General features: G+C 63.9%; 19 protein-coding genes and 1 riboswitch. Of the genes, 8 read left to right on the top strand and 11 right to left on the bottom strand.

Annotation, left to right across the window (positions count from 1 at the left end; genetic code table 11):
• Window positions 1-88: 88 nt before the first annotated feature.
• The 4 genes from IEG05_RS14675 to IEG05_RS14690 all read right to left on the bottom strand — a co-directional run bounded on the left by IEG05_RS14675 (window position 89) and on the right by IEG05_RS14690 (window position 3,078).
• On the bottom strand, window positions 89-1,198 hold the full coding sequence (locus IEG05_RS14675; RefSeq protein ID WP_191122305.1) for an NADH:flavin oxidoreductase: 1,110 nt from the start codon (window positions 1,196-1,198) through the stop codon (window positions 89-91).
• Window positions 1,195-1,854 carry a TetR/AcrR family transcriptional regulator gene (locus IEG05_RS14680; protein WP_014821298.1) on the bottom strand — a complete coding sequence of 220 codons (660 nt, stop codon included), beginning with the start codon at window positions 1,852-1,854 and terminating at the stop codon, window positions 1,195-1,197. The genes IEG05_RS14675 and IEG05_RS14680 overlap by 4 nt, the downstream gene beginning before the upstream one ends.
• 141 nt (window positions 1,855-1,995) lie before the next feature.
• The gene (locus IEG05_RS14685) at window positions 1,996-2,478 is read right to left on the bottom strand and encodes a glutathione peroxidase (RefSeq protein ID WP_003302715.1); all 483 of its coding nucleotides are present in this window, start codon (window positions 2,476-2,478) and stop codon (window positions 1,996-1,998) included.
• Between the two features lie 114 nt (window positions 2,479-2,592).
• Window positions 2,593-3,078 (bottom strand): FKBP-type peptidyl-prolyl cis-trans isomerase, encoded by a 486-nt coding sequence (locus IEG05_RS14690; RefSeq protein WP_014821299.1) that lies wholly within the window; start codon window positions 3,076-3,078, stop codon window positions 2,593-2,595.
• A gap of 238 nt (window positions 3,079-3,316) precedes the next feature.
• On the opposite strand from IEG05_RS14690, the gene IEG05_RS14695 reads away from it, so the two are divergent.
• From IEG05_RS14695 to IEG05_RS14705, 3 genes are all read left to right on the top strand, one after another.
• The gene (locus IEG05_RS14695) at window positions 3,317-4,504 is read left to right on the top strand and encodes an acetate kinase (RefSeq protein WP_191122306.1); all 1,188 of its coding nucleotides are present in this window, start codon (window positions 3,317-3,319) and stop codon (window positions 4,502-4,504) included.
• Window positions 4,505-4,668: 164 nt separating this feature from the next.
• Window positions 4,669-6,765, top strand: a complete 2,097-nt coding sequence (gene pta, locus IEG05_RS14700) for a phosphate acetyltransferase (protein ID WP_023444186.1) — start codon at window positions 4,669-4,671, stop codon at window positions 6,763-6,765.
• A 131-nt stretch (window positions 6,766-6,896) separates the two neighbouring features.
• Window positions 6,897-7,805: an acyltransferase gene (locus tag IEG05_RS14705; RefSeq protein ID WP_191122307.1), complete on the top strand. Its 909-nt coding sequence runs from the start codon at window positions 6,897-6,899 to the stop codon at window positions 7,803-7,805.
• Window positions 7,806-7,814: 9 nt separating this feature from the next.
• Here the strand turns inward: IEG05_RS14705 and IEG05_RS14710 are convergent, their stop codons facing one another.
• From IEG05_RS14710 to IEG05_RS14735, 6 genes are all read right to left on the bottom strand, one after another.
• Complete coding sequence (locus tag IEG05_RS14710; RefSeq protein WP_191122308.1) at window positions 7,815-9,938, bottom strand: putative bifunctional diguanylate cyclase/phosphodiesterase; 2,124 nt, start codon at window positions 9,936-9,938, stop codon at window positions 7,815-7,817.
• Window positions 9,939-10,058: 120 nt separating this feature from the next.
• On the bottom strand, window positions 10,059-13,775 hold the full coding sequence (locus IEG05_RS14715) for a CHASE domain-containing protein (protein WP_191122309.1): 3,717 nt from the start codon (window positions 13,773-13,775) through the stop codon (window positions 10,059-10,061).
• A gap of 148 nt (window positions 13,776-13,923) precedes the next feature.
• On the bottom strand, window positions 13,924-14,577 hold the full coding sequence (locus IEG05_RS14720) for a YiaD family glycine zipper/OmpA-like lipoprotein (RefSeq protein WP_003302724.1): 654 nt from the start codon (window positions 14,575-14,577) through the stop codon (window positions 13,924-13,926).
• Between the two features lie 138 nt (window positions 14,578-14,715).
• Entirely contained in the window at window positions 14,716-15,360 is a 645-nt protein-coding gene (locus IEG05_RS14725; RefSeq protein ID WP_191122310.1) for an MBL fold metallo-hydrolase, read from the bottom strand.
• 214 nt (window positions 15,361-15,574) lie between these two features.
• A complete protein-coding gene (locus IEG05_RS14730) occupies window positions 15,575-17,260 on the bottom strand; it encodes a fatty acid--CoA ligase (RefSeq protein WP_191122311.1) in 1,686 nt (561 codons plus the stop codon).
• A gap of 106 nt (window positions 17,261-17,366) precedes the next feature.
• Window positions 17,367-17,996 carry a LysE family translocator gene (locus tag IEG05_RS14735; RefSeq protein WP_031297223.1) on the bottom strand — a complete coding sequence of 210 codons (630 nt, stop codon included), beginning with the start codon at window positions 17,994-17,996 and terminating at the stop codon, window positions 17,367-17,369.
• A 68-nt stretch (window positions 17,997-18,064) separates the two neighbouring features.
• On the opposite strand from IEG05_RS14735, the gene IEG05_RS14740 reads away from it, so the two are divergent.
• From IEG05_RS14740 to IEG05_RS14755, 4 genes are all read left to right on the top strand, one after another.
• Window positions 18,065-19,024 carry a 2-hydroxyacid dehydrogenase gene (locus IEG05_RS14740; RefSeq protein ID WP_191122312.1) on the top strand — a complete coding sequence of 320 codons (960 nt, stop codon included), beginning with the start codon at window positions 18,065-18,067 and terminating at the stop codon, window positions 19,022-19,024.
• A gap of 84 nt (window positions 19,025-19,108) precedes the next feature.
• Window positions 19,109-20,107 (top strand): class I SAM-dependent methyltransferase, encoded by a 999-nt coding sequence (locus IEG05_RS14745; protein WP_125862212.1) that lies wholly within the window; start codon window positions 19,109-19,111, stop codon window positions 20,105-20,107.
• 54 nt (window positions 20,108-20,161) lie between these two features.
• Window positions 20,162-20,278, top strand: a riboswitch (yybP-ykoY riboswitch).
• A 90-nt stretch (window positions 20,279-20,368) separates the two neighbouring features.
• On the top strand, window positions 20,369-20,956 hold the full coding sequence (locus tag IEG05_RS14750) for a TMEM165/GDT1 family protein (protein WP_014821310.1): 588 nt from the start codon (window positions 20,369-20,371) through the stop codon (window positions 20,954-20,956).
• An 84-nt stretch (window positions 20,957-21,040) separates the two neighbouring features.
• Window positions 21,041-21,484: an ester cyclase gene (locus IEG05_RS14755; protein ID WP_125862211.1), complete on the top strand. Its 444-nt coding sequence runs from the start codon at window positions 21,041-21,043 to the stop codon at window positions 21,482-21,484.
• Between the two features lie 22 nt (window positions 21,485-21,506).
• Here IEG05_RS14755 and IEG05_RS14760 read toward each other — a convergent pair whose 3' ends face one another.
• Window positions 21,507-22,325 carry a M48 family metallopeptidase gene (locus IEG05_RS14760; protein ID WP_104098474.1) on the bottom strand — a complete coding sequence of 273 codons (819 nt, stop codon included), beginning with the start codon at window positions 22,323-22,325 and terminating at the stop codon, window positions 21,507-21,509.
• A 322-nt stretch (window positions 22,326-22,647) separates the two neighbouring features.
• Here IEG05_RS14760 and IEG05_RS14765 point away from each other — a divergent pair, with 322 nt between their 5' ends.
• The gene (locus tag IEG05_RS14765; protein ID WP_179484701.1) at window positions 22,648-24,777 is read left to right on the top strand and encodes a methyl-accepting chemotaxis protein; all 2,130 of its coding nucleotides are present in this window, start codon (window positions 22,648-22,650) and stop codon (window positions 24,775-24,777) included.
• The last annotated feature ends 2 nt before the right edge of the window (window positions 24,778-24,779 follow it).

Consider the following 24,779-nt stretch of genomic DNA (forward strand, 5'->3'; position numbering starts at 1 on the left):
TGACAGCTCAGCGTGAAGGCCTGGCGAGATCGGATGCTGCCGGGTAAGGGGAAATCGGCAGCCAGATCACCCTGGCTGCCGCCCTCACTCACGCCAGCGTCTTCAACGCCTCACGACTGAACGGCAGAATCTCTTCCATCCGCCCTTCACGCACCTTAACCGCCCAATCCGGATCGCAGATCAGCGCACGCCCCACCGCCACCAGATCGAACTCCTGCTTGTTCAGACGCTCCAGCAATCCCTCGATGTTGGCCGGCTGCGCCACCTTGTCGGTCTTGACCATGAACTGCAGGAATTCGCCATCCAAGCCGACACTGCCGACGGTGATGGTCGGCTTGCCGGTCAGTTGGCGGGTCCAACCGGCCAGATTGAGATCGGAGCCTTCGAACTCCGGTTCCCAGAAACGGCGCGTCGAGCAATGGAAGATGTCCACGCCGGCCGCCGACAGCGGGGCCAGGAAGTCGCCGAGCTCTTCGGGCGACTGCACCAGGCGCGCCGTGTAGTCCTGCTGCTTCCACTGCGAGAAGCGGAAGATGATCGGGAAATCAGGGCCGACCGCTGCACGTACGGCCTGCACCAGCTCGATGGCGAAGCGCGAGCGGTTGGCCAGGCTGCCGCCGTACTCATCGGTGCGCTGATTGCTGCCTTCCCAGAAGAACTGGTCAATGAGGTAGCCGTGGGCACCGTGGATTTCCACGCCGTCCATGCCTATCGCCTGAGCATCGCGGGCAGCCTGAGCGAATGCTTCGATCACATCCTGGATGTCTTGCTTGGTCATGCCATGAACGACGACCTGGCCGTCCTTCTGCTTCTCCATCGGGCCGTAACCGACGACCTCCGGCTCCGGCTCGGTGCCCTTGCGGCGCACGTTACCGACGTGCCAGAGCTGCGGGACGATCTTGCCGCCAGCGGTGTGCACCGCATCGACCACAGCCTTCCAGCCAGCCAGCGCATCTTCACCGTAGAAACGCGGCACATGGGGATAACCGTTCGCCGCGGCGTGACCGACCGTGGTGCCCTCGGTGATGATCAGCCCGACCCCGGAGGCGGCACGACGGCGGTAGTACTCGACCACATCGGCAGTGGGTACGCCGTTAGGCGAGAACGAACGGGTCATCGGCGCCATGACCACACGGGTCGGCAAACGGAGAGCACCCAACTCAAAGGGCTGAAACAAGGCTTGTACGCTGGCGGTCATCGATCGACTCCTGTGGCATTGGTCAAGGCAGCCGGGCGCTCATGCCCCGGCGAAGTTATTGCAGCCGGCGCCAACAGGCGTTCGAGCTGCTGGAAAAACACCTGCAAAGGCGCAACGCTGCCGCTCACTTTCATGCGCAGCAGCGCACCTTCCCAGGCGTTGCTTATGAATTCCGCCTGCACTGCACAATCGCAATCGGCCGCGATCTCTCCAGCGACACGCGCCTGTTCGAGGCAGGCCGTAAGCAACTCGACCGATTGCGTCAGTATCGCGCTGAGCCGTTTGGCGATGGCCGGGCACAGCTCAGCCATCTCGAAGCTCAAGCTGCCGATGAAGCAGTGATATTCGGGCTTTTCCTGGCGGGCGAAGTGCGCAACGAGATCGGCGTAGTAGTCGAGGATGCGCTGCCGGGGCGAGACTGCTGAGTTACTCAGCGCCGCCTGATAGCGCTCCAGCCGGGGCGCATAGATATAGTCCAGCGCCTGCAGGGCGAAGTCTTCCTTGCTGGCGAAGTAGTGATAGAACGAGCCCTTGGGAATACCGGCCGCCTGGACGATTTCCTGGACACCGGTGCCGTGATAGCCGCGGCGGGTCATCACCCGGGCCCCCTTGGACAGGATCAGGTCGCGCTTGTCGTTGCGTGCTGGATTGGTCATGCAGCGAGAATATGACCGGTCGTCTCGCCGGCACAGCATCATCCATGACACTTATTCAGCGGCAACCATGGCAAGCATGGCCGGCATATCCAGTACTCAAGATAGAGAACGCGACCGCGCGTACGGTCGCAGAACTGCAGATCAGGCCAGAGCGGTTTCGATCGCCTGGATCAGGGCGGGGTCGTCGGGCGTGGTGCGCGGTGAGAAACGGGCCAGCACACGGCCGTCCTTGCCCACCAGGAACTTCTCGAAGTTCCAGGTGATGTCCCCCGGAAAATCGGCACCTTCGCCAGCCAGCAAACGATACAGCGGATGGCGCTGCGGACCGTTCACCTCAAGCTTGCCGCTCAGAGGAAAGCTCACACCATAGTTGAGTGTGCAGAACGAGCGGATTTCCTCATCGCTGCCCGGCTCCTGCGCAGCGAACTGATTGCATGGCACGCCCAGCACGCTGAAGCCGCGGGCAGCGTATTGCTGCTGCAGCCGCTCCAGGCCGGCGTACTGCGGGGTCAGCCCGCACTGCGAAGCGACGTTGACCACCAGCGTGATCCGATCGCCGAACTGCGCCAACGGCAGCTCCTCGCTGCCCAGGCCTGGCAACACCAATTGGTGGAATGCGCTCATCTCATCTCTCCTAACGAAAAAACGCCCCGGCAACGACCGGAGCGCTCTTCTTTTCGATCCGCACGACAGCGGTTCCTGCCGCCGTGCCTGCGGACGCCTATGCGGCGACCAGGATCAGTGGTGGTGACCACCTTCGCCGTGGACGTGGCCGTGGGCAACTTCTTCTTCGCTGGCGTCACGCACGCTGACGACCTTGACGTCGAAGTTCAGGCGCTGGCCGGCCAGCGGGTGGTTGCCGTCGACGATCACGTCGTCGCCTTCCACGTCACGAATCGTGACGATCTGCATGCCGCCGTCCGGACCGGAAGCGTGGAACTGCATGCCCACTTCCAGCTCGTCGACGCCTTCGAACATGGCGCGATTGAGGGTAGCGACCAGCTCCGCGCTGTACTCGCCGTAAGCGTCCTGCGGCTCAATGGCGACCTGGATCTGGTCACCGCCCTGCTTGCCCTCGAGGGCCTTTTCCAGGCCCGGAATGATGTTGCCTGCGCCGTGCAGGTAGACCAGCGGCGCGCCGCCGGCCGAGCTGTCGATCACCTCACCGGCGTCGTTGGTGAGTGTGTAGTCGATGGAGACAGCCTTGTTAGCGGCAATCAGCATGGGGCAGAACCTTTGCTTTAGAGAATGGATGTCGAAGTTTAACCATCCACCGCGCCGATTGCGAACCGACCTTGGATGAACGGGCCAATGCCGTTCGTCGCCCTCGCCCCGCATGTAGTGCCATTGAACATGGGACTACAACCTTTGGATGGCATCGCTTTCATGGCCGATGTGCAAGAATCGGCGGAAAGTATCTTTGGCACCCATATCAATAACATTAGAGAACCAAGGAGCACCGATGTCGGCTCGTAACATCCTGGTGATTAACTGTGGCAGCTCGTCGATCAAGTTCGCCTTGGTCAACGAAGCGCAAGCGACCTTCCCGCTACAAGGCCTGGCCGAATGCATCGGCAGCCCGGAAGCCGTCATCCACTTCGAGAGCGCAGCCGGCAAGGAAAGCGTCAAGGTGCCGAATGCCGATCATCAGGCTGCTCTGGCCCAGATCCTGCCGCGCGTGGAAGACGCCGCTGGCGGCCATCTGGATGGCATCGGCCACCGCGTGGTACACGGCGGCGAAAAGTTCTTTGCCTCCTCGCTGCTCACCGATGAAACCCTGGCCGGCATCGAAGCCAACATTCAGCTGGCGCCGCTGCACAACCCAGCCAACTTGAGCGGCATCCATGCTGCCATCAACCTCTTCCCCGAGCTGCCGCAGGTTGGCGTGTTCGACACCGCTTTCCACCAGACCATGCCCGAGCACGCTTACCGCTATGCCGTGCCGGATGTGCTGTACAAGGATCATGGTGTACGCCGCTACGGCTTCCATGGCACCAGCCACCGCTACGTCAGCAAGCGCGCCGCCGAACTGGCCGGCGTACCGGTCGAGAACAGCAGCTGGCTGGTCGCTCACCTGGGCAACGGCTGCTCCACCTGCGCGGTAGTCAACGGTGAAAGCCGCGACACCAGCATGGGCCTGACGCCGCTCGAAGGCCTGGTGATGGGCACCCGCAGCGGTGACGTCGATCCGAGCCTGCACAACTTCCTGAGCAAGACGCTGGGCTGGGACCTGGCCAAGATCGACAACATGCTCAACAAGGAAAGCGGCCTGAAGGGCCTCTCCGGCCTGTCCAACGACATGCGCACCCTGGCCGATGCCCGCAACGCCGGTCATCCGGGTGCGGTACTGGCCTTCGAAGTGTTCTGCTACCGCCTGGCCAAGTCGCTGGCCGCCATGTCCTGCGCCCTGCCGCAGCTGGACGGCCTGGTGTTCACCGGTGGTATCGGCGAGAACTCCTCGGCAGTGCGCGAGCGGACACTGGAACACCTCAAGCTGTTCGGCTTCAAGCTCGACGCCGAAGCCAACGCCCGCTGCACCCGCGGCGTTGCCGGCGAAATCCAGGCTGAAGGCAGCCCGCGCGTCATGGTCGTCCCGACCAACGAGGAGCGCCAGATTGCCCTCGATACGCTGGCCATGCTGGACGCCTGAGCGCAGTAGGCATGCAGCGATTCCGAGACCCGACAGCCCCTGGCGGTCGGGTCTTTGCACATCAGCGCCGCGGCAATCCGGCAGTTTCCGTCCCGAGGCAACTGCCCTAGCCTTGCCGGCGCCCAGCACCGTTACCCCGAGCACCCTGCCCTCAAGGAGATGCCATGCACACAATCTTTCTAGCCCCCACCGGTTTCGGCGGCGGCCTCAATTCCATCAGCCTCGGCCTGATTCGCGCCCTGGAAAACGCCGGGCTGAAGGTCGGTTTCTTCAAGCCGATCGCCCAGCCCTTTCCGGTCGATCAGGGCCGTGAGCGCTCCTGCATCCTGGTCGAGCGCACCCTTAACCTGACCTCGCCCGAGCCGCTGCCGCTAGAGCAGGTAGAGCGTCAGCTTGCCGATGGCGAGATCGACCTGCTGCTCGAAGATGTCATCAGCCGCTACCAGGAAGTCGCTGCCGGCAAGGACGTGGTCATCGTCGAAGGCATGGTGCCCACCCGCGAGTCCAACTACACCCAGCGCATCAACACCCAGCTGGCCAAGAGCCTGGACGCCGAGGTTATCCTGATCGGCGCCCAGGGCAGCGACAGCCTCAAGCGCCTGGCCGAACGCATCGAGATCCAGGCGCAGCTGTACGGCGGCGCGAAGGACCCCAAGGTGCTTGGTGTCATCCTCAACAAGGTCAAGACCGAAGAAGGCCTGCCGGCTTTCGTAGACAGCCTCAAACAGCACCTGCCGCTGCTGGGCAGCGCCGACTTCCAGCTGCTGGGCGCGATCCCCTTCTCCGAAGAGCTCAACGCACTGCGCACCCGAGACATCGCCGAGCTGCTCGGCGCTCAGGTACTGAACGCCGGTGAAGCCGACCAGCGTCGCGTCAACAAGATCGTTCTGTGCGCGCGCGCCGTTCCGAACACCGTACAGCTGCTGCGGTCCGGCGTGCTGGTAGTGACGCCAGGCGACCGCGACGACATCATCCTGGCCGCCAGCCTGGCCTCGCTCAACGGCGAAAAACTCGCCGGCCTGTTGCTGTGCAGCGACTTCGCCCCGGACCCGCGCATCCTCGAGCTGTGCAAGGCCGCACTGGACGGCGGCCTGCCGGTGATGACCGTGGAAACCAACTCCTACGACACGGCGAACAACCTGTTCGGCCTGAACAAGGAAACCCCGTCGGACGACATCGAACGTGCCACACGAGTCACCGATTTCATCGCCAAGCACCTGCATCCCGAGTTCCTGCACACCCGCTACAGCGTGCCGCGCGGCGAGCTGCGCATGTCGCCGGCAGCCTTCCGCTACCAGCTGGTCAAGCGCGCGCAGGATGCCAACAAGCGCATCGTGCTGCCCGAAGGCAACGAGCCACGCACCATCCGCGCCGCCGCCATCTGCCAGGAGCGTGGCATCGCCCGCTGCGTGCTGCTGGCCAAGCCGGAAGAAGTCCAGCAGGTCGCTCGCGAGCAAGGCATCACCCTGCCCGCCAGCCTGGAGATTCTCGATCCGGACAACATCGCCAACCGCTACGTCGAGCCGATGTGCGAAATGCGCAAGGCCAAGGGCCTGACCCCGGACGATGCCCGCGAGCAGCTGAAGGACACCGTGGTCCTCGGCACCATGATGCTGGCGCTGGACGAAGTGGACGGCCTTGTTTCCGGCGCAGTGCACACCACCGCCAATACCATCCGCCCAGCCCTGCAGCTGATCAAGACCGCACCGGGCTACAGCCTGGTGTCCTCGGTGTTCTTCATGCTGCTGCCGGATCAGGTTCTGGTCTACGGCGATTGCGCGGTCAACCCGAATCCGAGCGCCACCGAGCTGGCGGAGATCGCCCTGCAGAGCGCCGAGTCCGCCGTGGCCCTGGGCGTCAACCCGCGCGTCGCGATGATCAGCTATTCCACCGGCAGCTCCGGCAGCGGTGCAGAAGTCGAGAAGGTCGCCGAAGCCACTCGCATCGCCCAGGGTCGTGCGCCCGAGCTGCCGATCGACGGCCCGCTGCAGTACGACGCCGCCTCCGTGCTCAGCGTCGGCAAGCAGAAGGCCCCTAACAGCAAGGTCGCCGGCCAGGCCACGGTGTTCATCTTCCCCGACCTAAACACCGGCAACACCACCTACAAAGCGGTTCAGCGCAACGCCAACTGCCTCAGCGTCGGCCCGATGCTGCAAGGCCTGGCCAAGCCGGTCAACGACCTGTCCCGCGGCGCCCTGGTGGATGACATCGTCTTCACCATCGCCCTGACCGCTCTGCAGGCTGCCAACCAGAAGGCCTGACGGCCGCTTCCGACTGGAGCCGCCTCGCCCTCCGGCAGGCGGCGCCAGTGCTTCACCCCTCTCGATAGTTGCAGTTCAGCGCGTAATCGCTACTCTTGGCGCCTCGAATCAGCCGTATCGACGAGAACTTCATGCTGAGCTTTCTCCCCGCTCCACTGCGCGGCAGCCTCGCCGCCCTGCTGCTTGCGCTCAATACCCTGTTCTGGTGCTGGCCGCTGTTTGCGCTCTCGCTGCTCAAGCTGCTGTTTCCAATCCCTTCGATACAACGCAGCCTGCGCTTCGGCATGCACTGGATCGCCGAGTCCTGGATCGCGATGAACAGCTTCTGGATGGATCTGGTTCGCCCGATCCGCTGGGACGTGCAGGGTCTGGATCAGGTTGACATGCATCACTCCTACCTGGTCACCAGCAACCATCAGAGCTGGGCGGACATCCTCGTGCTGCAGTACCAGCTCAACCGGCGCATGCCGTTCCTCAAGTTCTTTCTCAAACAGGAGCTGATCTGGGTCCCGGTGATCGGCCTGTGCTGGTGGGCGCTGGAGTTTCCCTTCATGAAGCGCTTCAGCAAGGAGTATCTGGCCAAGTACCCGGAGAAGCGTGGCGAGGACCTGGCGACCACACGCAAAGCCTGCGAGCGCTATCGGACCAATCCGGTGTCGGTGTTCAACTTCCTCGAAGGCACACGTTTCACCGAGGACAAGCACACCGAACAGGCCTCACCCTATCGCTATCTGCTCAAGCCAAGGGCTGGCGGCATCGCCTTCGTCATCGATGCCATGGGCGAGCAACTCACCGCGCTGATCAACATCACCATCCATTACCCCGACGGGCGCCCGAGTTTCTGGGACCTGCTCGCCGGCAATATCCATCAGGTAATCGTGCGCCTCCAGGCACAGCCGATACCCGCCGAATTCCTCCGCCGCAACTACGACCAGGACGAGTCGTATCGGCTGGCATTCCAGCAGTGGGTCAACGGGCTCTGGAGTGAAAAGGATCTGCAACTGGAGCAACTGCACCAGCAGTTTCCGGTGCAGCCCTGACCAGCTCGCTCAGAGCGCGTCCCAGGCGACCTGAGTGGGAAAGGCCCGCGCCTGCTCGGCGCTCAATGCCGGTGAGACGAGAAAGCCCTGCATGACGTCGCAGCCGTTCTCCACCAGCCAGTCACGCTGCGCCCGGGTTTCCACGCCCTCGGCCACCACCTCCAGGTTGAGATTGCGGCCCAGATCAATGATGGTACTGACCACCGCCGCATCGCGGGGGGAATCCAGCATGTTGGCGATGAAAAGTCGGTCGATCTTCAGCGTATCCAGCTCGAAGTGCCGCAGATAAGCCAGCGACGAATAACCGGTACCGAAATCGTCGATGGCCACGCGCACGCCGAGCTTGCGCAATTGCCGTAGTTTCTCGCAGCTCTGCTCGAGATCTTGCATCAGCGTGCCTTCGGTGACCTCCAGCTCGAGTTGCGCAGGGTGGAGCTGATATTCATCCAGCAGACGGCGAAGCGAATCGAACAGCCCAGCCCGGCTGAACTGCACCGGGCTGACGTTCAGGCTGAGAATCAGATCGCTGCCGAATGACGGCAGCCACTGGCGGTACTGGTTCATGCCTTCGCGCAGCACCCAGTCGCCGACGCGCTCGATCAGTCGGGTTTCTTCCAGCAGCGGGATGAAGTTGCCCGGCTGGTTTTCATCCGCATCGCCCTGGGGCCAGCGCAGCAGCCCCTCGAACCCTCTGAGCTTGCCGCTGCCAAGCATCACCTGTGGCTGGTAGAGCAGTTCGAAGTCGTTGCGCTCGGTGGCGCTGCGCAGGTTCTCCTCCATCATCAGCCGCGCATGCGCACGCTCGTTCATGTCGCTGGAGAAGAAGCGATACTGTCGGCGACCGGCACGCTTGGCCTCGTACATCGCCATGTCTGCCGAGCGCAGCAGCTGATCGACGCTGACCCCGCAGTCGGGAAAGTGAGCGATGCCGATACTGGCACCAAGGGTCACCTCGGTACCGTCGATCCTGTGCCGTACCGAGATCAGCTCGATCAGCTTCTCCGCTACCCGTGCGGCATCCTCCGGGTGATCGAGGGAATCCAGCAGCGCGGTGAACTCGTCGCCGCCCATGCGCGCGATGATGTCGTAAGGACGCATGCAGGTCTCCAGCAGGCGCGCCACCTTGCACAGAATTTCGTCGCCGGCATCGTGGCCGAGCGAATCGTTGATGCGCTTGAAGCCGTCCAGATCGATATAAAGGATCGCCATGCGCTTGCCGTTGCGATCGACCCGCGCCAGCGACGATTCCAGCGCCTGATGGAAGCCACGCCGATTCAGCAACCCGGTCAGCGAGTCGGTGACCGCCTGGGTCTCCAGCTGAACGTGAAGGTTGCGCACCACCGACATGTCCAACGCGATGACCACCATGGAGCGCTGCTGGCGCGGCAGCGGCGAGCTGGACAACGCGACGGGCAACGGCGTACCGGTGGCGGTGTGCAGCTGCGCCTCGTGCAGACGATAGGTCGAGCCGCTGCGCCAGTAACGGTAGAAGTCCGACTCCTGCCAGTTGGCCGGCATCTCCGGCGCCGCCAGATGCGAGAGCAACGGCGTGCCCTGCAGGTCCTCGACGCGGGTGTGCAGCATGCCAGCGATCGCTGGATTGGCGAAGCTGATATAGCCGTCCTGGGCGACCACCAGAATGCCCTCGGCCGCGTTGCTCAGGACCGAGGCATTGAATGCACGGGCGCTGTCCAGTTGCTGCGTGAGCAGTTGCAGATCACGGCGGTTGTGTTCGTGGGCCAGCAAGGTGTTGATTTTGTGTTTGAGCACCTGTGGATCGAACGGCTTGAGGATGAAGTCCACCGCGCCGGTGGCGTAACCGCGCAGCACGGAGTCGCGGGTATGCGCGATGGCCGAAACGAAGATGATCGGCGTGTAGCGGGTATGCGGGCTGCCACGCATCAGCCGGGCGACCTCGAAGCCATCCATGCCGGGCATCTGCACGTCCAGCAACACCAGCTCGACGTCCAGCTCCAGCAATGCCCGCAGCGCAGCCTCGCCGGAGTTGACCGTGTGCACCTGCCAGTCACCATCGCCCAACAAGGCTTCCATGGCCACCAGATTCGCTTCCCGGTCGTCCACCACCAGCAGCGTACGACTGCGTGGCTTGGCCTTGAGCTGCGTCTGCGTCATCGCCAACCTCCGAGCAATCCGTTGCCAAACTGCCGACAAAAATCGTCCCACGGGGAATTCGCGCACCAGGTGTCATCGATCAACGCATCACCACAGGCATGTTCAACACGCACGACTTGCTTACTCCTCTTCAGCCTCGGCCGCACCGCTCTCCAGACCCAGCCATTGCTGCAACAGTGCCGCCAGCGCCGTGGCCTCGACGGGTTTGAGCAGAACGTCGTCGACACCAGCCGCCATGCAACGCTCGCGCTCACCCCCACCGGTCGTTGTCACCAGCGCAACGATGGGGGCCTGACAGTCATGTGCCTGCTTAAGCCGCTGCGCCAAATCAGGACCTTCCGCCCCAGGCTGGCTCATGTCCAGCAGTACCAGATCGAAGGCATCCTCATCGAAACGCTCGACCGCTTCGTCGGCACTTGTGGCCGGGACCACCAGCAGCCCGAGCTCATCGAGCTGGGCCGTCAGCGAATAGATCAGCCGTACATCCTCATCCACCAGCAGCACGCGCCGACCCGACGCCGCCACCTGCAGCGAAGCCGCGGCGCTTGGCGACGACACCGTTGGCCCTCGGCGCACCAGTTCTCCCATACGTTTCACATCATCCTCCTTGGACAGTGCTGAAGCCGAATAACGGCGCAAGTGTTGCAGGTCTGTATCCGACAGCTTTTCACAACTGTTCACCAACACCGTGACGCCGCGAAGCGAACGCAGGCGCTCCAGCGCATCCAGCAGATCCAGCCCGCTGCCGTCAGCCAGTTCCTGCTCGACCACCACCACGGTGAAATTCTGTTCGGCATACGCCAGCCGGGCCGCTTCGACGCCCCCCGCCAGCGTGACGCTATAGCCGAGCCGCTCGAAGTACTCACGGATCAGTTCGCGGCGACGGGGATCGGTCTCGACCAGCAGCAGGCGCAGCGAATTCTGTTCGTGGCGCGCCAGTTCGATGAAGATGCGCTCGAGTTCGGCCTGCGCTACCGGCTTGACCAGATAGCGCGAACCATCGTCATGCCAGTCGTGAGGCTGCGGCACGCAGGAAATGATCAGCACCGGCATGCCCTGATGACGCTCGTCGCCACGCAACTCCCGATGCACCTGCCAACCACTGATGTCCGGCAGCAGGATGTCAAGGATCACTGCGGCAAAGTGCTCGCGCCGCAGGGCTTCCAGCCCCTGCTGGCCGGTGCTGCAGATCAGGCTGGTAAAGCCGTGGCTCTGCCCGACCTCCGCCACTACCGATGCGAAATCGGCATCGTCCTCGATGATCAGCAGCCCCGGACCACGCCCACGGCGCTGCGGTTGGCGCGGCAACAGCGGCTGCGCTGATGCGCCCGACGTCGACTCCACCGGCAATCGCACAGTGAAGGTGGCGCCGTTGCCGAGTTCGCTATCAACCGTGACGTGCCCCCCGAGCACCTCCACCAACTGGCGAGTGATCGCCAGGCCCAGACCGGTGCCGCCGTAGTGACGGCTGATCGAACCATCGATCTGCTGGAACGCCTGGAAGATCCGCTCCTGCTGGTCCTTGGCGATACCGATGCCACTGTCACGTACCTGCAGCTGCAGGATTTGTCCGTCAGCGTCCTCCGGCGGGTAGCTCGCCAGCAACTCCACCTGCCCCTGCTCGGTGAACTTCAAGGCGTTGGTCAACAGGTTGCGCAGAATCTGCTGCAGCCGCGCCCGGTCCGAATTCAGCGCAGGCGGTACGTCCGCGTCGACCACCACCTTCAGCGCCAAGCCCTTCTGCTCGGCCATCGGCGTCAGCGAGGTTTCCAGTTCGGTCAGCAACTCACGCAGGTTCAGCGGCTCCAGCTTGAGTTGCATATGGCCGGACTCGATCTTGGCGAGATCCAGCACATCGTTGATCAACTGCAGCAGCTCATGACCGGCGCGATGAATGATGTCAGCATGCCGGACCTGCTTGTCGTTGAGGTTGCCCGAGCCGTTCTGACGCAGCTGATCGCTGAGGATGAGAATGCTGTTGAGCGGCGTGCGCAGTTCGTGGGACATATTGGCGAGGAACTCGGATTTGTAGCGATTGGCTACTGCCAGCTGGTCGGCCTGCTCGCGCAAGCGACGCTCGGCCGCCTTGCGGTGACTGATATCGATGATCACCGCCTGCACCAGCTGCTCGTCGCCACTGCGCAAGGGCGACAGGCCGATTTCCACAGGCAACGCGCTGCCGTCGCGGTGGCGGCCGAACAGCTCGCGATTGCCGCCCATGCGACGTGGTTCCGGATTCTCGGCATAACCCTGGCGCAGACCGCGATGCGCTTCGCGCAAGGCTTCGGGCAACAGCAGTTCCACGGGCTGCCCGACCAGCTCCTGGCGCTCATAGCCGAACAGCAGCTCGGTCTGGCGATTGACCATGACGATGTCGCCGCGGGTATCCACCAGCACGAAGGCATTGGGCGAGGCCTCGACGACATTACGGAAGCGCTCCTCGTCGCGCTTGCGCGCCTGCAGATCGAGCAGATTCAGGACGTAATACAAGACATCGTCATGTCTGAAGCTGGTCAGGCTGACGGCAACCGGGATCGCCTTGCCGTCCTCGCGCTGCGCCTGCAGTTCGAGCTGACTGGTTTCGCGCAGTTGCCCGAGCACCTGCTCGCCGAGCACGCCAGGTACGTAACGACTCACACGCTCACCGGCCAGCAGCTCCGTCGAGCTGCCGAACAGCTGCCCGGCGCTCTGGTTGGCCAGTTCGATGCGCCCACCGGCGTTGCATAGCAGGGTCGCCACGGGCAATTGTTCGATCAGCTGACGGAAGCGCGCCTCGCGCTCCTGCAATTGCAGGCTCAATACCTGACTGTTGCGCAGCGCACGTTCGCGCAGATACAAATAGCCGCCCACCAGCAACGAGAACAATGCCGCCGCCATAAGCGCCGCCGCGAGGCTGAAGGCCCGATTGTTGTCACGCAGCACCGCCTCGTATTCCGGCGTGCTGGCCACCTGCAGCTGCCAGCTGCGGCCGTACATGTAAATATTCCGAGTGCGCTGGAACTTGGCGTCGGCACTGACCGGCGCACGTCCGGTGAGCAGTGGCGACTCCGGATTAGCGGCATCGAACAGCTGCAGTTGCAGCATTCGGCTGCGCGAGCCGAGGATGCCTTCCATCAGGTCGGTCAGACGGAAGGCGCCGTGCAGGGTGCCGACAAAGGCGCGCTGACGCTCCTCCTCGGTGGTAACCGGCGCCGTCGCCGCATAGATCGGAAAGAACAACAGAACACCCACCTGTACGTTCTGCTCGGTTTCCTGCTTGAGGCGCAACGGCCCCGTGAGCACCGGATTCCCACTGTTGCGCGTACTGATGATCGCCTCGCGGCGGGTCGCCTCACTGAACAGATCGAAGCCGAGCACCCGCCGATTGCGCCAGTCGGTCGGATGGATGTAGTCGGTCACCACGTACTCTTCGCGGTCGCCCGGCGGATACATGCGAAAGCGCTCGCGGCCGGAGGCGCGGATCTGGTCGATCAGGGTGGTGAGGGTTTCCGGCGTCGCATGCCGCGCCAGCGCGACAGCCTGGATGCCCGGATAGAAGTCCTGCAGCTGCAGCTGGTCCACGGCCCGCGCCCAATCATCGATGCGGACCTCGTCGCTGCCGGCAACGACGCCAGCAAGCCCGCGCAAGACCATCTCGTAGGCGCGCATCCGCTCGCGTAGCGTGTGTTCGATGTCATCCACAGCGAAGGTGAAGCGCTGCTCCTGCTCGACCTTGCTGCGCTGTTCCTGGACATGCCACTGCCAGCCGATCCATCCACCCAGGCCCGCCATCAGGGCCAGAGCGACCAATAATGGCAACCAGGACCTGCGGGAATGGAGAGCGGTACGATCATCCATTCGACCTCCTCTGTGCCACAACTGGCGTGCTATCGAATGTCAGATACGAATAGCGCAGAGAGGTTCAATGGAAGCAGAGATAAACGGAATTATGGCGTCTGAATTTCGACGTCCGCGAGGCCGTTGCAGCCTCGCGGCCTATGAATGCTTACAACGGACGCAGGTTGATCTCGACGCGGCGGTTCTGCGCGCGACCGGCAGCTGTATCGTTGCTGGCGATCGGCTGGCTGGGGCCGGCACCGTAGGAAGAAATCCGCGAAGCGGCCACACCATTGCCGACCAGGTAGGAAGCAACACTCTGGGCGCGGCGGTTGGACAGGTCCTGGTTCAGCTGCAGGGAGCCGGTGCTGTCGGTGTGGCCGACGATATCGACGCCGTTCTTGTTGAACTCCTTGAACACCTGCACCAGGGAATTCAGGGTCGGGTAGAAGCTGCTGGAGATATCCGCCGAGTTGCTGGCGAAGGTGATGTTGCCGGGCATGATCAGCGTCAGGTTGTCACCATTGCGCTGAACCTGAACACCGGTACCCTGCAGCGTCTGGCGCAGCTTTGCCTCCTGGGTGTCGACGTAGTAGCCATAGCCACCGGCAGCCGCACCACCGACCGCTGCACCGATCAACGCGCCCTTGGTGCGATCCTTCTTGCTCGAGGTCGCCGCACCGATGACGGCGCCACTGACGGCGCCGATACCACCGTAAACGCCGGCCTTGCCGGCTTGCTGCTCGCCAGTGTAGGGATTGGTGGTGCATCCCACCAGCAGAGCGACGCTCGCTGCGAGGGCGGTCATGTTCAGCATTTTCATAGTTACTTCCTTCTCTCGTCGGTTACCAGGGCAGTCCCCAGCCCTTGCGAGCGCGGCCCTGAATGCGGCGCTAGAGTACCATCGGTCACCGCCTGGGATAGGAACCGTGCAGCAGAACCCGGCCAACGGCACCCCGGGTCAGGCCCGGACGAAAGGATTCTCGCGCATTTCGTCCCCCAGCCGCGTATCCGGGCCGTGGCCGGTAACCACGGTCGCGTCTTCATCCAGCGAGTAGAGCCGCTGCTTGATGGAGCGCTCGATGGTGGCGTAGTCACCACCCCACAGATCGGTGCGCCCGATGCCGCGGCGAAACAGGGTGTCGCCCGCGATCAGCAATTTGGCGTCGGCGAACCAGAAGCTCATGGATCCCGGCGTATGCCCCGGCGTGTGCAATGCCACGCCACAGCCACAGGCCAGCTCCTCATCGTCGCTCAGCCATTGATCGGGCGCTGGCACCGGACGGTAAGGCACGCCGAACATGCGGCACTGCATCTCTAGGCTGTCCCAGAGCACCTGATCGGCCTTGTGCAGATGGAGCGTGGCGCCGGTCTTCTCCTTCATCGAGCCGGATGCCAGGAAGTGGTCCAGGTGCGCATGGGTATGGATGATGCTCACCACCTTCAGGCCATGGGCGTCGAGTCGCGCCATGATCAGTTCAGGATCGCCACCCGGATCGACCAAGATGGCTTTCTTGCTGACAGGATCGCCAATGATCGTGCAGTTGCACTGCAAAGGGCCGACGGGGAAGGTTTCGCGAATCAGCATCGGTTGGGTGGCAGCCATGACGTCCTCGGGTGCTTGGCAATCTCTCGCTACGCGGGCGCGCAGGGAGGGAAGCTTGCCGAGTGGGCAGGCTTCAGGCAACTGCCCGGATCGACATCGATGAATGCCCGCCGCGATGGTCAGGCCGATCACGACGGTGATCACCCGGTATCAGGGCGCCCGGCAAATCCGTGGACGGACCCTACCGAGAGTTGAACCGATACGTGACCTCGCTTCAGCTGAGCGAGGTCTGCTCGGCGCTCCCCTCTTTCTGCCAACGCGCGATTTCGCTGCGGATGCGCTTCTTGTCCAGCTTGCCGACGCTGGTCTTTGGAATCTCGCTGACCACCGCGATCTGCTGTGGGATCGCCCACTTGTTGATGTGCCCCTCGGCCACTGCCGGCTCAAGGAAGGTCTGCAAGTCGGCAGCGCTCAGTTCGCGGCCTTCGCCCAGCACCACCAGGGCAAAGGGTCGCTCACCCCAGCGCTCGTCCGGCACACCAACCACGGCGACATCGCGCACCGCCTCATGACGGCTGATCAGCCCTTCAAGGGTGAGGGAGGACAGCCATTCACCACCGGTCTTGATCACATCCTTGATGCGGTCGCGGATCTCGATATTGGCCATCTCGTCGATCACCGCGACGTCGCCAGTGTGCAGCCAGCCGTCAGCCCACAGCTCTTCGCTCTTCTCCGGCTCGTTGTAATAGCCCTGGGTAAGCCAGGGCGCACGCAGTACCAGTTCGCCCTGGGAGCTTCCATCCGCCGGCAGGAAGCTGCCGTCCGCCGCCTGAATCGCCGCATCGACCAGCACCACCGGGACGCCGGCCTTGAGGTGGAAGGTACTGCGGGTGTCTTCGTCGGCCTCGAGTAGCTCGTCGTTGATGTGCGCGCCGGAAATCAGCGGGCAGGTCTCGGACATGCCGTAGGCAGCGATCAGGTTCATGCCATGGGCCTTGGCCTGGTCATACAGGCCGCGGGTCAGCGCACTGCCGCCAATGGTGATCTTCCAGCCCTTGAAATCGGTGCCCTGCGCCGCCTTGGCGTTGAGCAGCATCTGCACGATGGTCGGCACGCAATGGGAGAAAGTCACCTGCTCACGGCGCCACAGGTCGATCAGGTACTCGGGATCGTAACGCCCGGGATAGACCTGCTTGAGGCCGAGCATGGTGGCGACGTAGGGCAAACCCCAGGCATGCACATGGAACATCGGCGTGATCGGCATGTAGACGTCGTCCGAGCCCAGCAGCCGAGGATTCTCCCGGCAGCCGACCGTCACTGCCGCAGCCAGGGTGTGCAGCACCAGCTGGCGATGAGTGAAGTAGACGCCCTTGGGGTTTCCGGTGGTGCCGGTGGTGTAGAAGGTCGTGGCGACCGAGTCCTCGTCGAAATCGGGAAAGTCGTAGCTCGGCTCGGCGGCAGCCAGCAGGCTTTCGTACTCGCCGACGCAATCCGGCAGGCCGGCGTCGTGCACGTCGCCATCGGTGAGCAGCAGCGTCTTCTGCACGGTGGTCAGCTGCCCGGCAATCGCCTGGTACAGCGGCACGAACTCGCTGTTGACCAGCACGAAGCGGTCATCGGCGTGGTTCATGGTGTAGAGGATCTGGTCCGGCGAGAGGCGCACGTTGATGGTATGCACCACGGCGCCGATCATCGGGATGGCGAACATGCATTCCAGATAGCGGTGGCTGTCCCAGTCCATCACCGCCACGGTGTCACCTGCCTTGACGCCGGCTGCAGTCAGCACGTTGGCCAACCGCGCGACACGTTGATTCAGGGTGCGGTAGTCGTAACGCAGCTGGTCACGGTAGACGATCTCGCGGGTGCGCTCGTAGCGCACGCCGGACAACAGCAGGCGCTTGATCAGCAGAGGGTACTGGTAAGCGTTCGCCGCGGGCTTGATGACACGGGTCTGCAGCATGAGGGGCATCCTGTTCTTGTTGGAGTTGTAAACAGCACTCTAGAGCGTCCGCCCCCAGGCAAAATCAGTCCAAAGGATTATTTTCCGCGCACCTCGTTTCAGCGTGTTAACCGATCTCGCTTACCGCCAGACGTACACCAAGGCCGATCAGCACGGCGCCGGTCAGCCTGTCGAACCAGTGGCCCATTCGCGCAAAGCCAGCACGCACGCGGCCTCGACTGAACAGCCAGGCCACCAGCAGAAACCACAGCGCGGTGGCACCGGCGAGGTAGACGCCGTAACCGGCCTGCACCCACAGTGGCGTATCGGCGCTGATCACGACCGTGAATAGCGAGAGGAAGAACAGCGTGGCCTTGGGATTCAGGCCATTGGTGACGAAGCCGACGACGAACGCCTGCCAGGGTGAGCGATCCGACGTGGTGTCGACCTCGTCTGCCGTATCCAGGCTCATGGGTCGTGCACGCAGCGCGCGCCAGCCGAGATAGAGCAGATAGCCTGCAGCCAGCCACTTGAAGAGGTTGAACAGCACAATCGACTGCGAGACGATCAGGCCGATACCGAGCAGGGAATAGGCGACGTGGACGAATATCCCGCAGCCGACGCCCAGCGCCGTCCAGCTTCCGACACGACGACCCTGGGTCACGCTTTCGCGGACCACCACCGCGAAATCCGGTCCCGGGCTGGCCACCGCGAGCAGATGCACCAGCGCCACGGTCATAAATTCCATCCAGTACACAATCCAGTCTCCACGCAATGCCGGGCTTCATTGTCGATCAGCCCCGGCTTCTTCGAAAGGTACAGTTGATGTCCAGTCGCGCCGTTTTCCTCGATCTTTCCCCACTCGAACAAGGCGACCTCGATCTGACCCCGCTGCAGGACGCGTTCAGCGAACTCGTGTGTCATGAGCAAAGCACAACGGATCAGATTGTCGAGCGTCTGCGCGGCGCGCAGGTGGCCATCGTCAACAAGGTCGCGCTGAGTGCAGACACCCTGGCGGCCTGCCCCGATCTCAAGCTGATCCTGGTCTCTGCCACCGGAGTCAACAACATCGACCTGCAGGCCGCTGGCGAGCGCGGCATCGTGGTCTGCAACTGCCAGGCCTACGGCACCCCGACCGTGGCCCAGCACACCCTGATGTTGCTGCTGGCACTGGCCACGCGCCTCCCCGACTACCAGGCGGCCGTCGCCCGCGGCCGCTGGCAGGAAAGCGGTCAGTTCTGCCTGCTGGACTTTCCCATCGTCGAGCTGGAAGGCAAGACCCTCGGCCTGCTCGGCCACGGCGAACTCGGCAGCGCGGTGTCTCGATTGGCCGAGGCGCTTGGTATGCGCGTGCTGGTCGGCAACCTGCCGGGACGGCCGAAGCGCCCGGAACGCCTGGATCTGGACGAACTGCTGCCGCAGGTGGACGCATTGACGCTGCATTGCCCGCTGACAGAACAGACGCGCAATCTGATCGGTGCGCGCGAGCTGCAACTGATGAAGCCGAGCGCCTTCCTGATCAACGCCGCTCGTGGTGGCCTGGTCGACGAACAGGCACTGGCCGATGCCCTGCGCCGCGGTCACCTGGGTGGTGCCGCCACCGACGTTCTGACCAGCGAGCCGCCGAGCGACGACAACCCGCTGCTGGACCCGAGCCTGCCACGCCTGATCATCACCCCACACAGCGCCTGGGGCAGCCGCGAGGCGCGCCAGCGCATCGTCGGGCAGCTCGCCGAGAATGCAACGGCGTTCTTTGCCGGCAAACCGATTCGGCAGGTGAACTGAGCACCGGCCCAGGGGCTGGGCGTCCCGGCTTGCGAGAAAACGCCGATAGCCCCTAAGCTCCCCGACTTTTTCCGGGAGACGCCAATGGACCCTCGAAGCGAAGTGCTGCTGCGTCAGGCCGAGCTGTTTCAAGGCCGGCTGCTGCTGGCCGGGCCGCCCGCCGACGACCTGCTGGGTCAGCTTCCCGCCGCGGTTGGCTGGAGCTGGCATGCAGGCGAGCAGCAATTGCTGGACCGTCGCTTCGGCGGGCGTTGCAGCTTTGGCGTCGCACCGGTACCGGGCGAGTTCGACGCCGCCGTGCTGTTCCTACCGAAATCCCGCGAACTCACCGACTATCTGCTGCAAACGCTGGCGGCGCGCCTCAACGGACGGCCGCTGTATCTGGTCGGCGAGAAACGTGCCGGCGTCGAGCGCGCCGCCAGGCAACTGGCCGGGTTCGGCCGCGCGCGCAAGCTCGACAGCGCCCGCCACTGCCAGCTCTGGCAGGTAATGGTCGAGCAGGCACCTGCTGCTCCCGAACTGGACGCCCTGGCGCACCATTTCACCCTCGAGCTGGCGGACGGCCCGTTGCAGGTCATCAGCCTGCCCGGCGTGTTCAGCCATGGTCGCCTGGATGTCGGCAGCGCCCTGCTGCTCGAGCATCTCGATGACCTCCCAAGTGGGCGCGTGCTCGACTTCGGCTGTGGGGCCGGCATTCTCGGCGCCACGCTCAAGCGTCGCTATCCGCAAAGCAATCTGCTGCTGCTGGATGTGGACGCCTTCGCCATCGAGAGCAGCCGCAGGACGCTCGCCGCGAACGGACTCGAAGCTGAAGTGATTGCCGGGGATGGCATCGACGCCGCGCCACGACAGCTGGCGGCGATCGTCAGTAACCCGCCGTTCCACCAGGGCGTGCACACCAGCTACCGGGCCAGCGAGGCGCTGATCGAGCGCGCGGCCGAGCACCTGGTCAGCAGTGGCGAGCTGCGCCTGGTAGCCAACGCGTTCCTCAGGTATCCCCCCCTGGTTGAGCAGCATCTTGGCCCCTGTCACACGCTTGCCGAGCGCGACGGCTTCCGTATCTACCGCGCCGTGCACCCCTGACGCCAGCGACCGGCGGTTGCACCGACCGGCCGGTTGCGGCAAACTCGCCGCCGTCCTTGGGGGAGTAGTCTCCGACGAGCGCCCTGCTCGTCCGGCATGCGTCAACATACTTGGTCCGCAGACCATGGCGCATGCGACCGGCCAGCGCGTAACGATACGCCAGGCCAGGTTTGACAAGACCCATGACATGTACACCTGACCCGGGCGGGCAGGCTGCGCATGTCATGGTGAATCTGTAGACCCGCCCTAAAGGAATGCCGCTTGGAATCGTTTTTCGTCCCCACCCTGATCGTTGCGCTCGCCGAAATCGGCGACAAGACGCAGTTGCTCGCGCTGCTGCTGGCGGCGCGTTATCGGCGACCGTGGCCGATCATCTGGGGCATCGTCGTCGCCACGCTGGCCAACCATGCCGCCGCCGGCGCGGTCGGCAGCTGGGTATCGAGCCTGCTTTCGCCGGTGGCGCTGAGCTGGATACTGGCGGCAAGCTTCGCCGCGGTCGCGCTGTGGACGCTGGTGCCGGACAAACTGGATGACGACGATGCCAAGCTGGGCCGCGCCTACGGCCCCTTCGTCGCGACAACGATCGCCTTCTTCATTGCCGAGATGGGCGACAAGACCCAGGTCGCGACGGTGATGCTCGCCGCACAGTATCCGGAATTCATTCTGGTCATCCTCGGCACCACGGTCGGCATGCTGCTGGCCAACGTTCCGGTGGTGCTGATCAGCCACTTCGCCGCCGACCGCCTGCCGTTGACGCTGATCCGCCGGGTCGCCGCGGCCGGCTTTGCCGCACTCGCGCTGTACGCCGGCTATCAGGCGCTGTCCATGAGCACGATTGTCTCAGGCTGATACCCAGCGCAAATCTGCGCCACCGGGGAGCTGATAGAGTGCGCTACCGCAGCGCACATCAGCGCCCCGAGGAGATCAGGCTGCATGTCAGCGGATGGACGCAAGAAACGAGTCTGCAACCATATCGATCTGAGCTGGAACAAGGGCCGCCTGGCCCTTTCCGAACAGATGCAGAGCAAGTATTTCGCCTACAAGGGCTCATTCATCGGCCAGCCGCTGAACAGCGCAGGTTTCGCCGAGCTCGTGCGCAATGTGCGTACAGCCGTGCCGGATCTGGAAGTGGTGGTGGATGAGTGCATCTGCGAGGGCCACAAGGTGGTCACCTCAACCACTGTGATGGGAACGCTGGCGACGCCGCTGCTCGGCTACTCGGTCGCCGACAAGATTCTCGCGATCGCCGTGATGAGCGTCTGGACGCTGAACCCAGCTGGCGATATCGAGGAAATCCACACGCTCATCGACCTCGAAGGCGTGCATCAGCAACTGGGTATCGAGACCCCCCTTTCGACGCTGCTGTCGCCGGCCTGAACGGCCGGCGACAGGTCATCGTTCAACGGCCGCTGCGGGCCTGCTCGTAGAGCGGCATCACTTTCGGAATATTCGTCTTCAACGCTGCGGTGCGGGTGGTGGACGACGGGTGCGTGCTCATGAACTCGGGCGGTGCCGAACCACCGGCCGAAGCCATCTTCTCCCACAGCGTGATCGCCGCATTCGGGTTGTAGCCCGCGCGCGCCGCGAGCTCCAGGCCGATCAGATCCGCTTCGTTCTCGTTGCCGCGGCTGTTAGGCAGCGTCATCAGATATTCCACACCCATGTTCGCCAGCTGCAGGCCGCCGGTACCGACGCCCATGGCCGACCCCAGCTGCGTCGCCATCTGCACGCCATAGGCCTTGGACATGGCTTCGCGACCGTGCTCGCGCAATGCGTGGGCGATCTCGTGGCCCATCACGGCCGCGATCTCGTCGTCGGTGAGCTTCAGCTTCTCGATCAGGCCGGTGTAGAAGATGATCTTGCCGCCCGGGCCGCAGTTGGCGTTAAGCTCCGGGCTGTCGATGACGTTGACCTGCCAGTCCCATTGCGTGGCATCGGGACGGAATACTCCGACCTTGGCGATCAGCCGCTGGGCAATACCGTTGACCCGCTTGGTGATTGCGCTGTTTTTCTCCAGCACACCCTTGCTTGACGCCGCACTGAGCGTCTCTTGATAAGACTGGGCGTACATCTGGTTGACCTGCTCGGTCGACAGCATGCTGAACATGTACTGCTTGCGGTCGACGCCTACGGCGCCGCCGCTGGTGGTGTTGACGGCCTGACAGCCCGCCAGCACGGCAGCGGCGACCAACAGCGACAATCTGTGCGGTTTGAACATCGAGTCTCTCCGGAAAACCTGCGCCGTATCCTAGGGTCTGTTCCCGTTTCGTCGCAAGCCACGTTGCTGCGCCAAATGGCGCCATGGCCGGGCGGCGTTCCGCAGGCGCGGGACGCAGGTAATGGTGGCTCCCTTGCCAAGTCCCGCAACGCCGCATGGCGCCATTTGCCGCGCTACCCGCAGGGCCGGGCGGCGCGGCCGCGTACGAAACGGGAACAGACCCTATCGCGGACCCACCTGTCAGGCAACCGAACGTACCGCTGCAGTTGTCGCAAATCCTGCCGATAGCCTCCTTATCCGCTGCGCAATTGGGGTTCCGCACATGTTCAGATCCATCCAGACCGCCTTCGCCGCATTGGCCGGCGCCTGCACCCTGGCCGTGATCGCCGCACTTCTGCTGTATGCGATGGTTTCCGGAATGCGCAGCCAGGCGCTGGTCGAGGAGCGGACCCGTTCGCTGATCGACGGCATGGTCGAGCAGCGCGTCACTGCCCTCGCCCAGACCCAGGTCAGTCGCATCCAGGCACAACTCCAGGCCCCCCTGCAGATCGCCACCGGCCTCGCTCGAGTACACACCCTGACCGGCCTCAGCGATGACGAAGGGATGCCGATGGCCAACCTGACGCGCGAAGAGCTGATCAATCTGGCGCGACAGACCCTGCTCGAGAACCCCAATCTGACCAGCACCTACATCGCCTGGGAGCCCAACGGCGTGGACGTCAACGACGTCATGTATCGCGGCGACGCCCCGGGCATGGTCGACGGCCGCTTCGCCAGCTGGATCTACCGCGACGCCAGCGGCCAGATGGTGGTCGACAAGCTCACCGACATCGAGGACACCCGCCTGCTGGAAACCGGCGTGCGCGCCGGCGAGTACTACCTCTGCCCGCGCGAGCAGCTCAAGCCCTGCGTAGGCGATCCAGCACCCTACGAGATGAATGGCAAGACGTCGCTGCTGTCGTCGTTCAATGCGCCGATCATAATCGAGGGCAAGTTCCACGGTATCGTCGGCGCGGACATCAGCGTCGACTTCATCCAACAGCTGCTGAGCGAGGCCAACACCCAGCTCTACGGTGGCGTCGGCCAGATCGCGCTGATCTCCAACAACGGCCGCCTTGCCGCCTACAGCCGCGACACCAGCCTTATCGGCAAGCCCGCCGCACAGATACTCGACGCCGAGGAGCAGGCACTGGTCAAGCAGTTGCCGGCCGGTCAGACCCACTATCGAATCGATCAGGCCCGTGGCCGCGTCGCGCTGTTCCTGCCGTTTTCCTTTGCCGGCACCGAAGCCCGCTGGGTGCTGATGCTGGAGCTGCCGACCGCCGAGGTGATGAAGGAGCTGGACCAGTTGATGGTCGCCCTCGCCGACGAAAGCCGCAGCAGCCTTGCCACCATGCTCGTCATCGGTGTGCTGATCGGCCTTGCCGGTCTGCTGGCGATCTGGCTTATCAGCCGCCGCATCACCCGCCCGCTGCGCGAAATGGTGGTCATGCTGGACAACATCGGCCAGGGCGAAGGCGACCTGACCCAGCGCCTGAACATCGACAGTCGCAACGAGCTAGGCCAGATCGCCGCCGGTTTCAACGCCTTCCTCGCCCGCCTGCAGGGCATGATCGGCGAGGTCGTCAGCTCGGTGCAGAAGGTCAGTGATGCCTCCGAGCACACCGCCGACATCGCCATCCGTACCGACAAGGGCGTGCAGACCCAGCTGGCGGAAATCGAGCTGGTGGCCACTGCCGTGCACGAAATGACCGCCACCGCCCAGGACGTTGCGCGCAACGCGACCCAGGCCGCCGAAGCCGCCAACAATGCCGATCGCGCGGCCAATCAGGGCCGGCACATCGTGCAGGACACCGGCTCGACCATCACGGAACTGGCCGACGAGATCGGCCGCGCGGTGGAGGTGGTGCAGACGCTGGCCCGCGACAGCGAGAACATCGACGCCATCCTGGTGACCATTCGCAGCATTGCCGAGCAAACCAACCTGCTCGCCCTAAACGCGGCAATCGAGGCCGCCCGCGCCGGCGAGCAGGGACGCGGCTTCGCCGTCGTGGCCGACGAGGTCCGTAACCTGGCGCAGAAGACGCAGCAGGCGACCGGCGAGATCCAGCAGATGATCCAGCAGCTGCAGAACGGCACGCGGGATGTGGTGCAGGTGATGGAGCAGAGTCAGAGCCGCACCCAGCGCAGCGTCGAGCAGGCGGATGCCGCGGCCGAGGCGCTGCAGGCGATCACCCAGGCGGTCTCGCTGATCAACGACATGAACAACCAGATCGCCAGTGCCGCCGAGGAGCAGAGCGCGGTGGCCGAAGACATCAACCGCAACGTCACCAACATCGGTCAGGTCGCGCAGGAAGTTGCCGGTGGCGCCGAGGAAGCCAGCCAGGCCAGTGCCGGGTTGACGCGCCTGGCCGAACAGCAGCGTCGCCTGATCAACCAGTTCAGGGTGTGAGG

It is taken from the genome of Stutzerimonas kunmingensis, assembly GCF_014764705.1.
Taxonomy (GTDB): domain Bacteria; phylum Pseudomonadota; class Gammaproteobacteria; order Pseudomonadales; family Pseudomonadaceae; genus Stutzerimonas.

Bases quoted from the DNA above. Each gene is read 5' to 3' on its own strand.
- pta (WP_023444186.1), top strand. From the start codon at position 4,669: ATGCACACAATCTTTCTAGCCCCCACCGGTTTCGGCGGCGGCCTCAAT.
- IEG05_RS14740 (WP_191122312.1), top strand. From the start codon at position 18,065: ATGTCCAGTCGCGCCGTTTTCCTCGATCTTTCCCCACTCGAACAAGGC.
- IEG05_RS14690 (WP_014821299.1), bottom strand. From the start codon at position 3,078: ATGCTGATTGCCGCTAACAAGGCTGTCTCCATCGACTACACACTCACC.
- IEG05_RS14725 (WP_191122310.1), bottom strand. From the start codon at position 15,360: ATGGCTGCCACCCAACCGATGCTGATTCGCGAAACCTTCCCCGTCGGC.
- IEG05_RS14760 (WP_104098474.1), bottom strand. From the start codon at position 22,325: ATGTTCAAACCGCACAGATTGTCGCTGTTGGTCGCCGCTGCCGTGCTG.
- IEG05_RS14730 (WP_191122311.1), bottom strand. From the start codon at position 17,260: ATGCTGCAGACCCGTGTCATCAAGCCCGCGGCGAACGCTTACCAGTAC.
- IEG05_RS14695 (WP_191122306.1), top strand. From the start codon at position 3,317: ATGTCGGCTCGTAACATCCTGGTGATTAACTGTGGCAGCTCGTCGATC.
- IEG05_RS14680 (WP_014821298.1), bottom strand. From the start codon at position 1,854: ATGACCAATCCAGCACGCAACGACAAGCGCGACCTGATCCTGTCCAAG.
- IEG05_RS14710 (WP_191122308.1), bottom strand. From the start codon at position 9,938: ATGACGCAGACGCAGCTCAAGGCCAAGCCACGCAGTCGTACGCTGCTG.
- IEG05_RS14675 (WP_191122305.1), bottom strand. From the start codon at position 1,198: ATGACCGCCAGCGTACAAGCCTTGTTTCAGCCCTTTGAGTTGGGTGCT.
- IEG05_RS14720 (WP_003302724.1), bottom strand. From the start codon at position 14,577: ATGAAAATGCTGAACATGACCGCCCTCGCAGCGAGCGTCGCTCTGCTG.
- IEG05_RS14685 (WP_003302715.1), bottom strand. From the start codon at position 2,478: ATGAGCGCATTCCACCAATTGGTGTTGCCAGGCCTGGGCAGCGAGGAG.
- IEG05_RS14745 (WP_125862212.1), top strand. From the start codon at position 19,109: ATGGACCCTCGAAGCGAAGTGCTGCTGCGTCAGGCCGAGCTGTTTCAA.
- IEG05_RS14755 (WP_125862211.1), top strand. From the start codon at position 21,041: ATGTCAGCGGATGGACGCAAGAAACGAGTCTGCAACCATATCGATCTG.
- IEG05_RS14765 (WP_179484701.1), top strand. From the start codon at position 22,648: ATGTTCAGATCCATCCAGACCGCCTTCGCCGCATTGGCCGGCGCCTGC.
- IEG05_RS14715 (WP_191122309.1), bottom strand. From the start codon at position 13,775: ATGGATGATCGTACCGCTCTCCATTCCCGCAGGTCCTGGTTGCCATTA.
- IEG05_RS14705 (WP_191122307.1), top strand. From the start codon at position 6,897: ATGCTGAGCTTTCTCCCCGCTCCACTGCGCGGCAGCCTCGCCGCCCTG.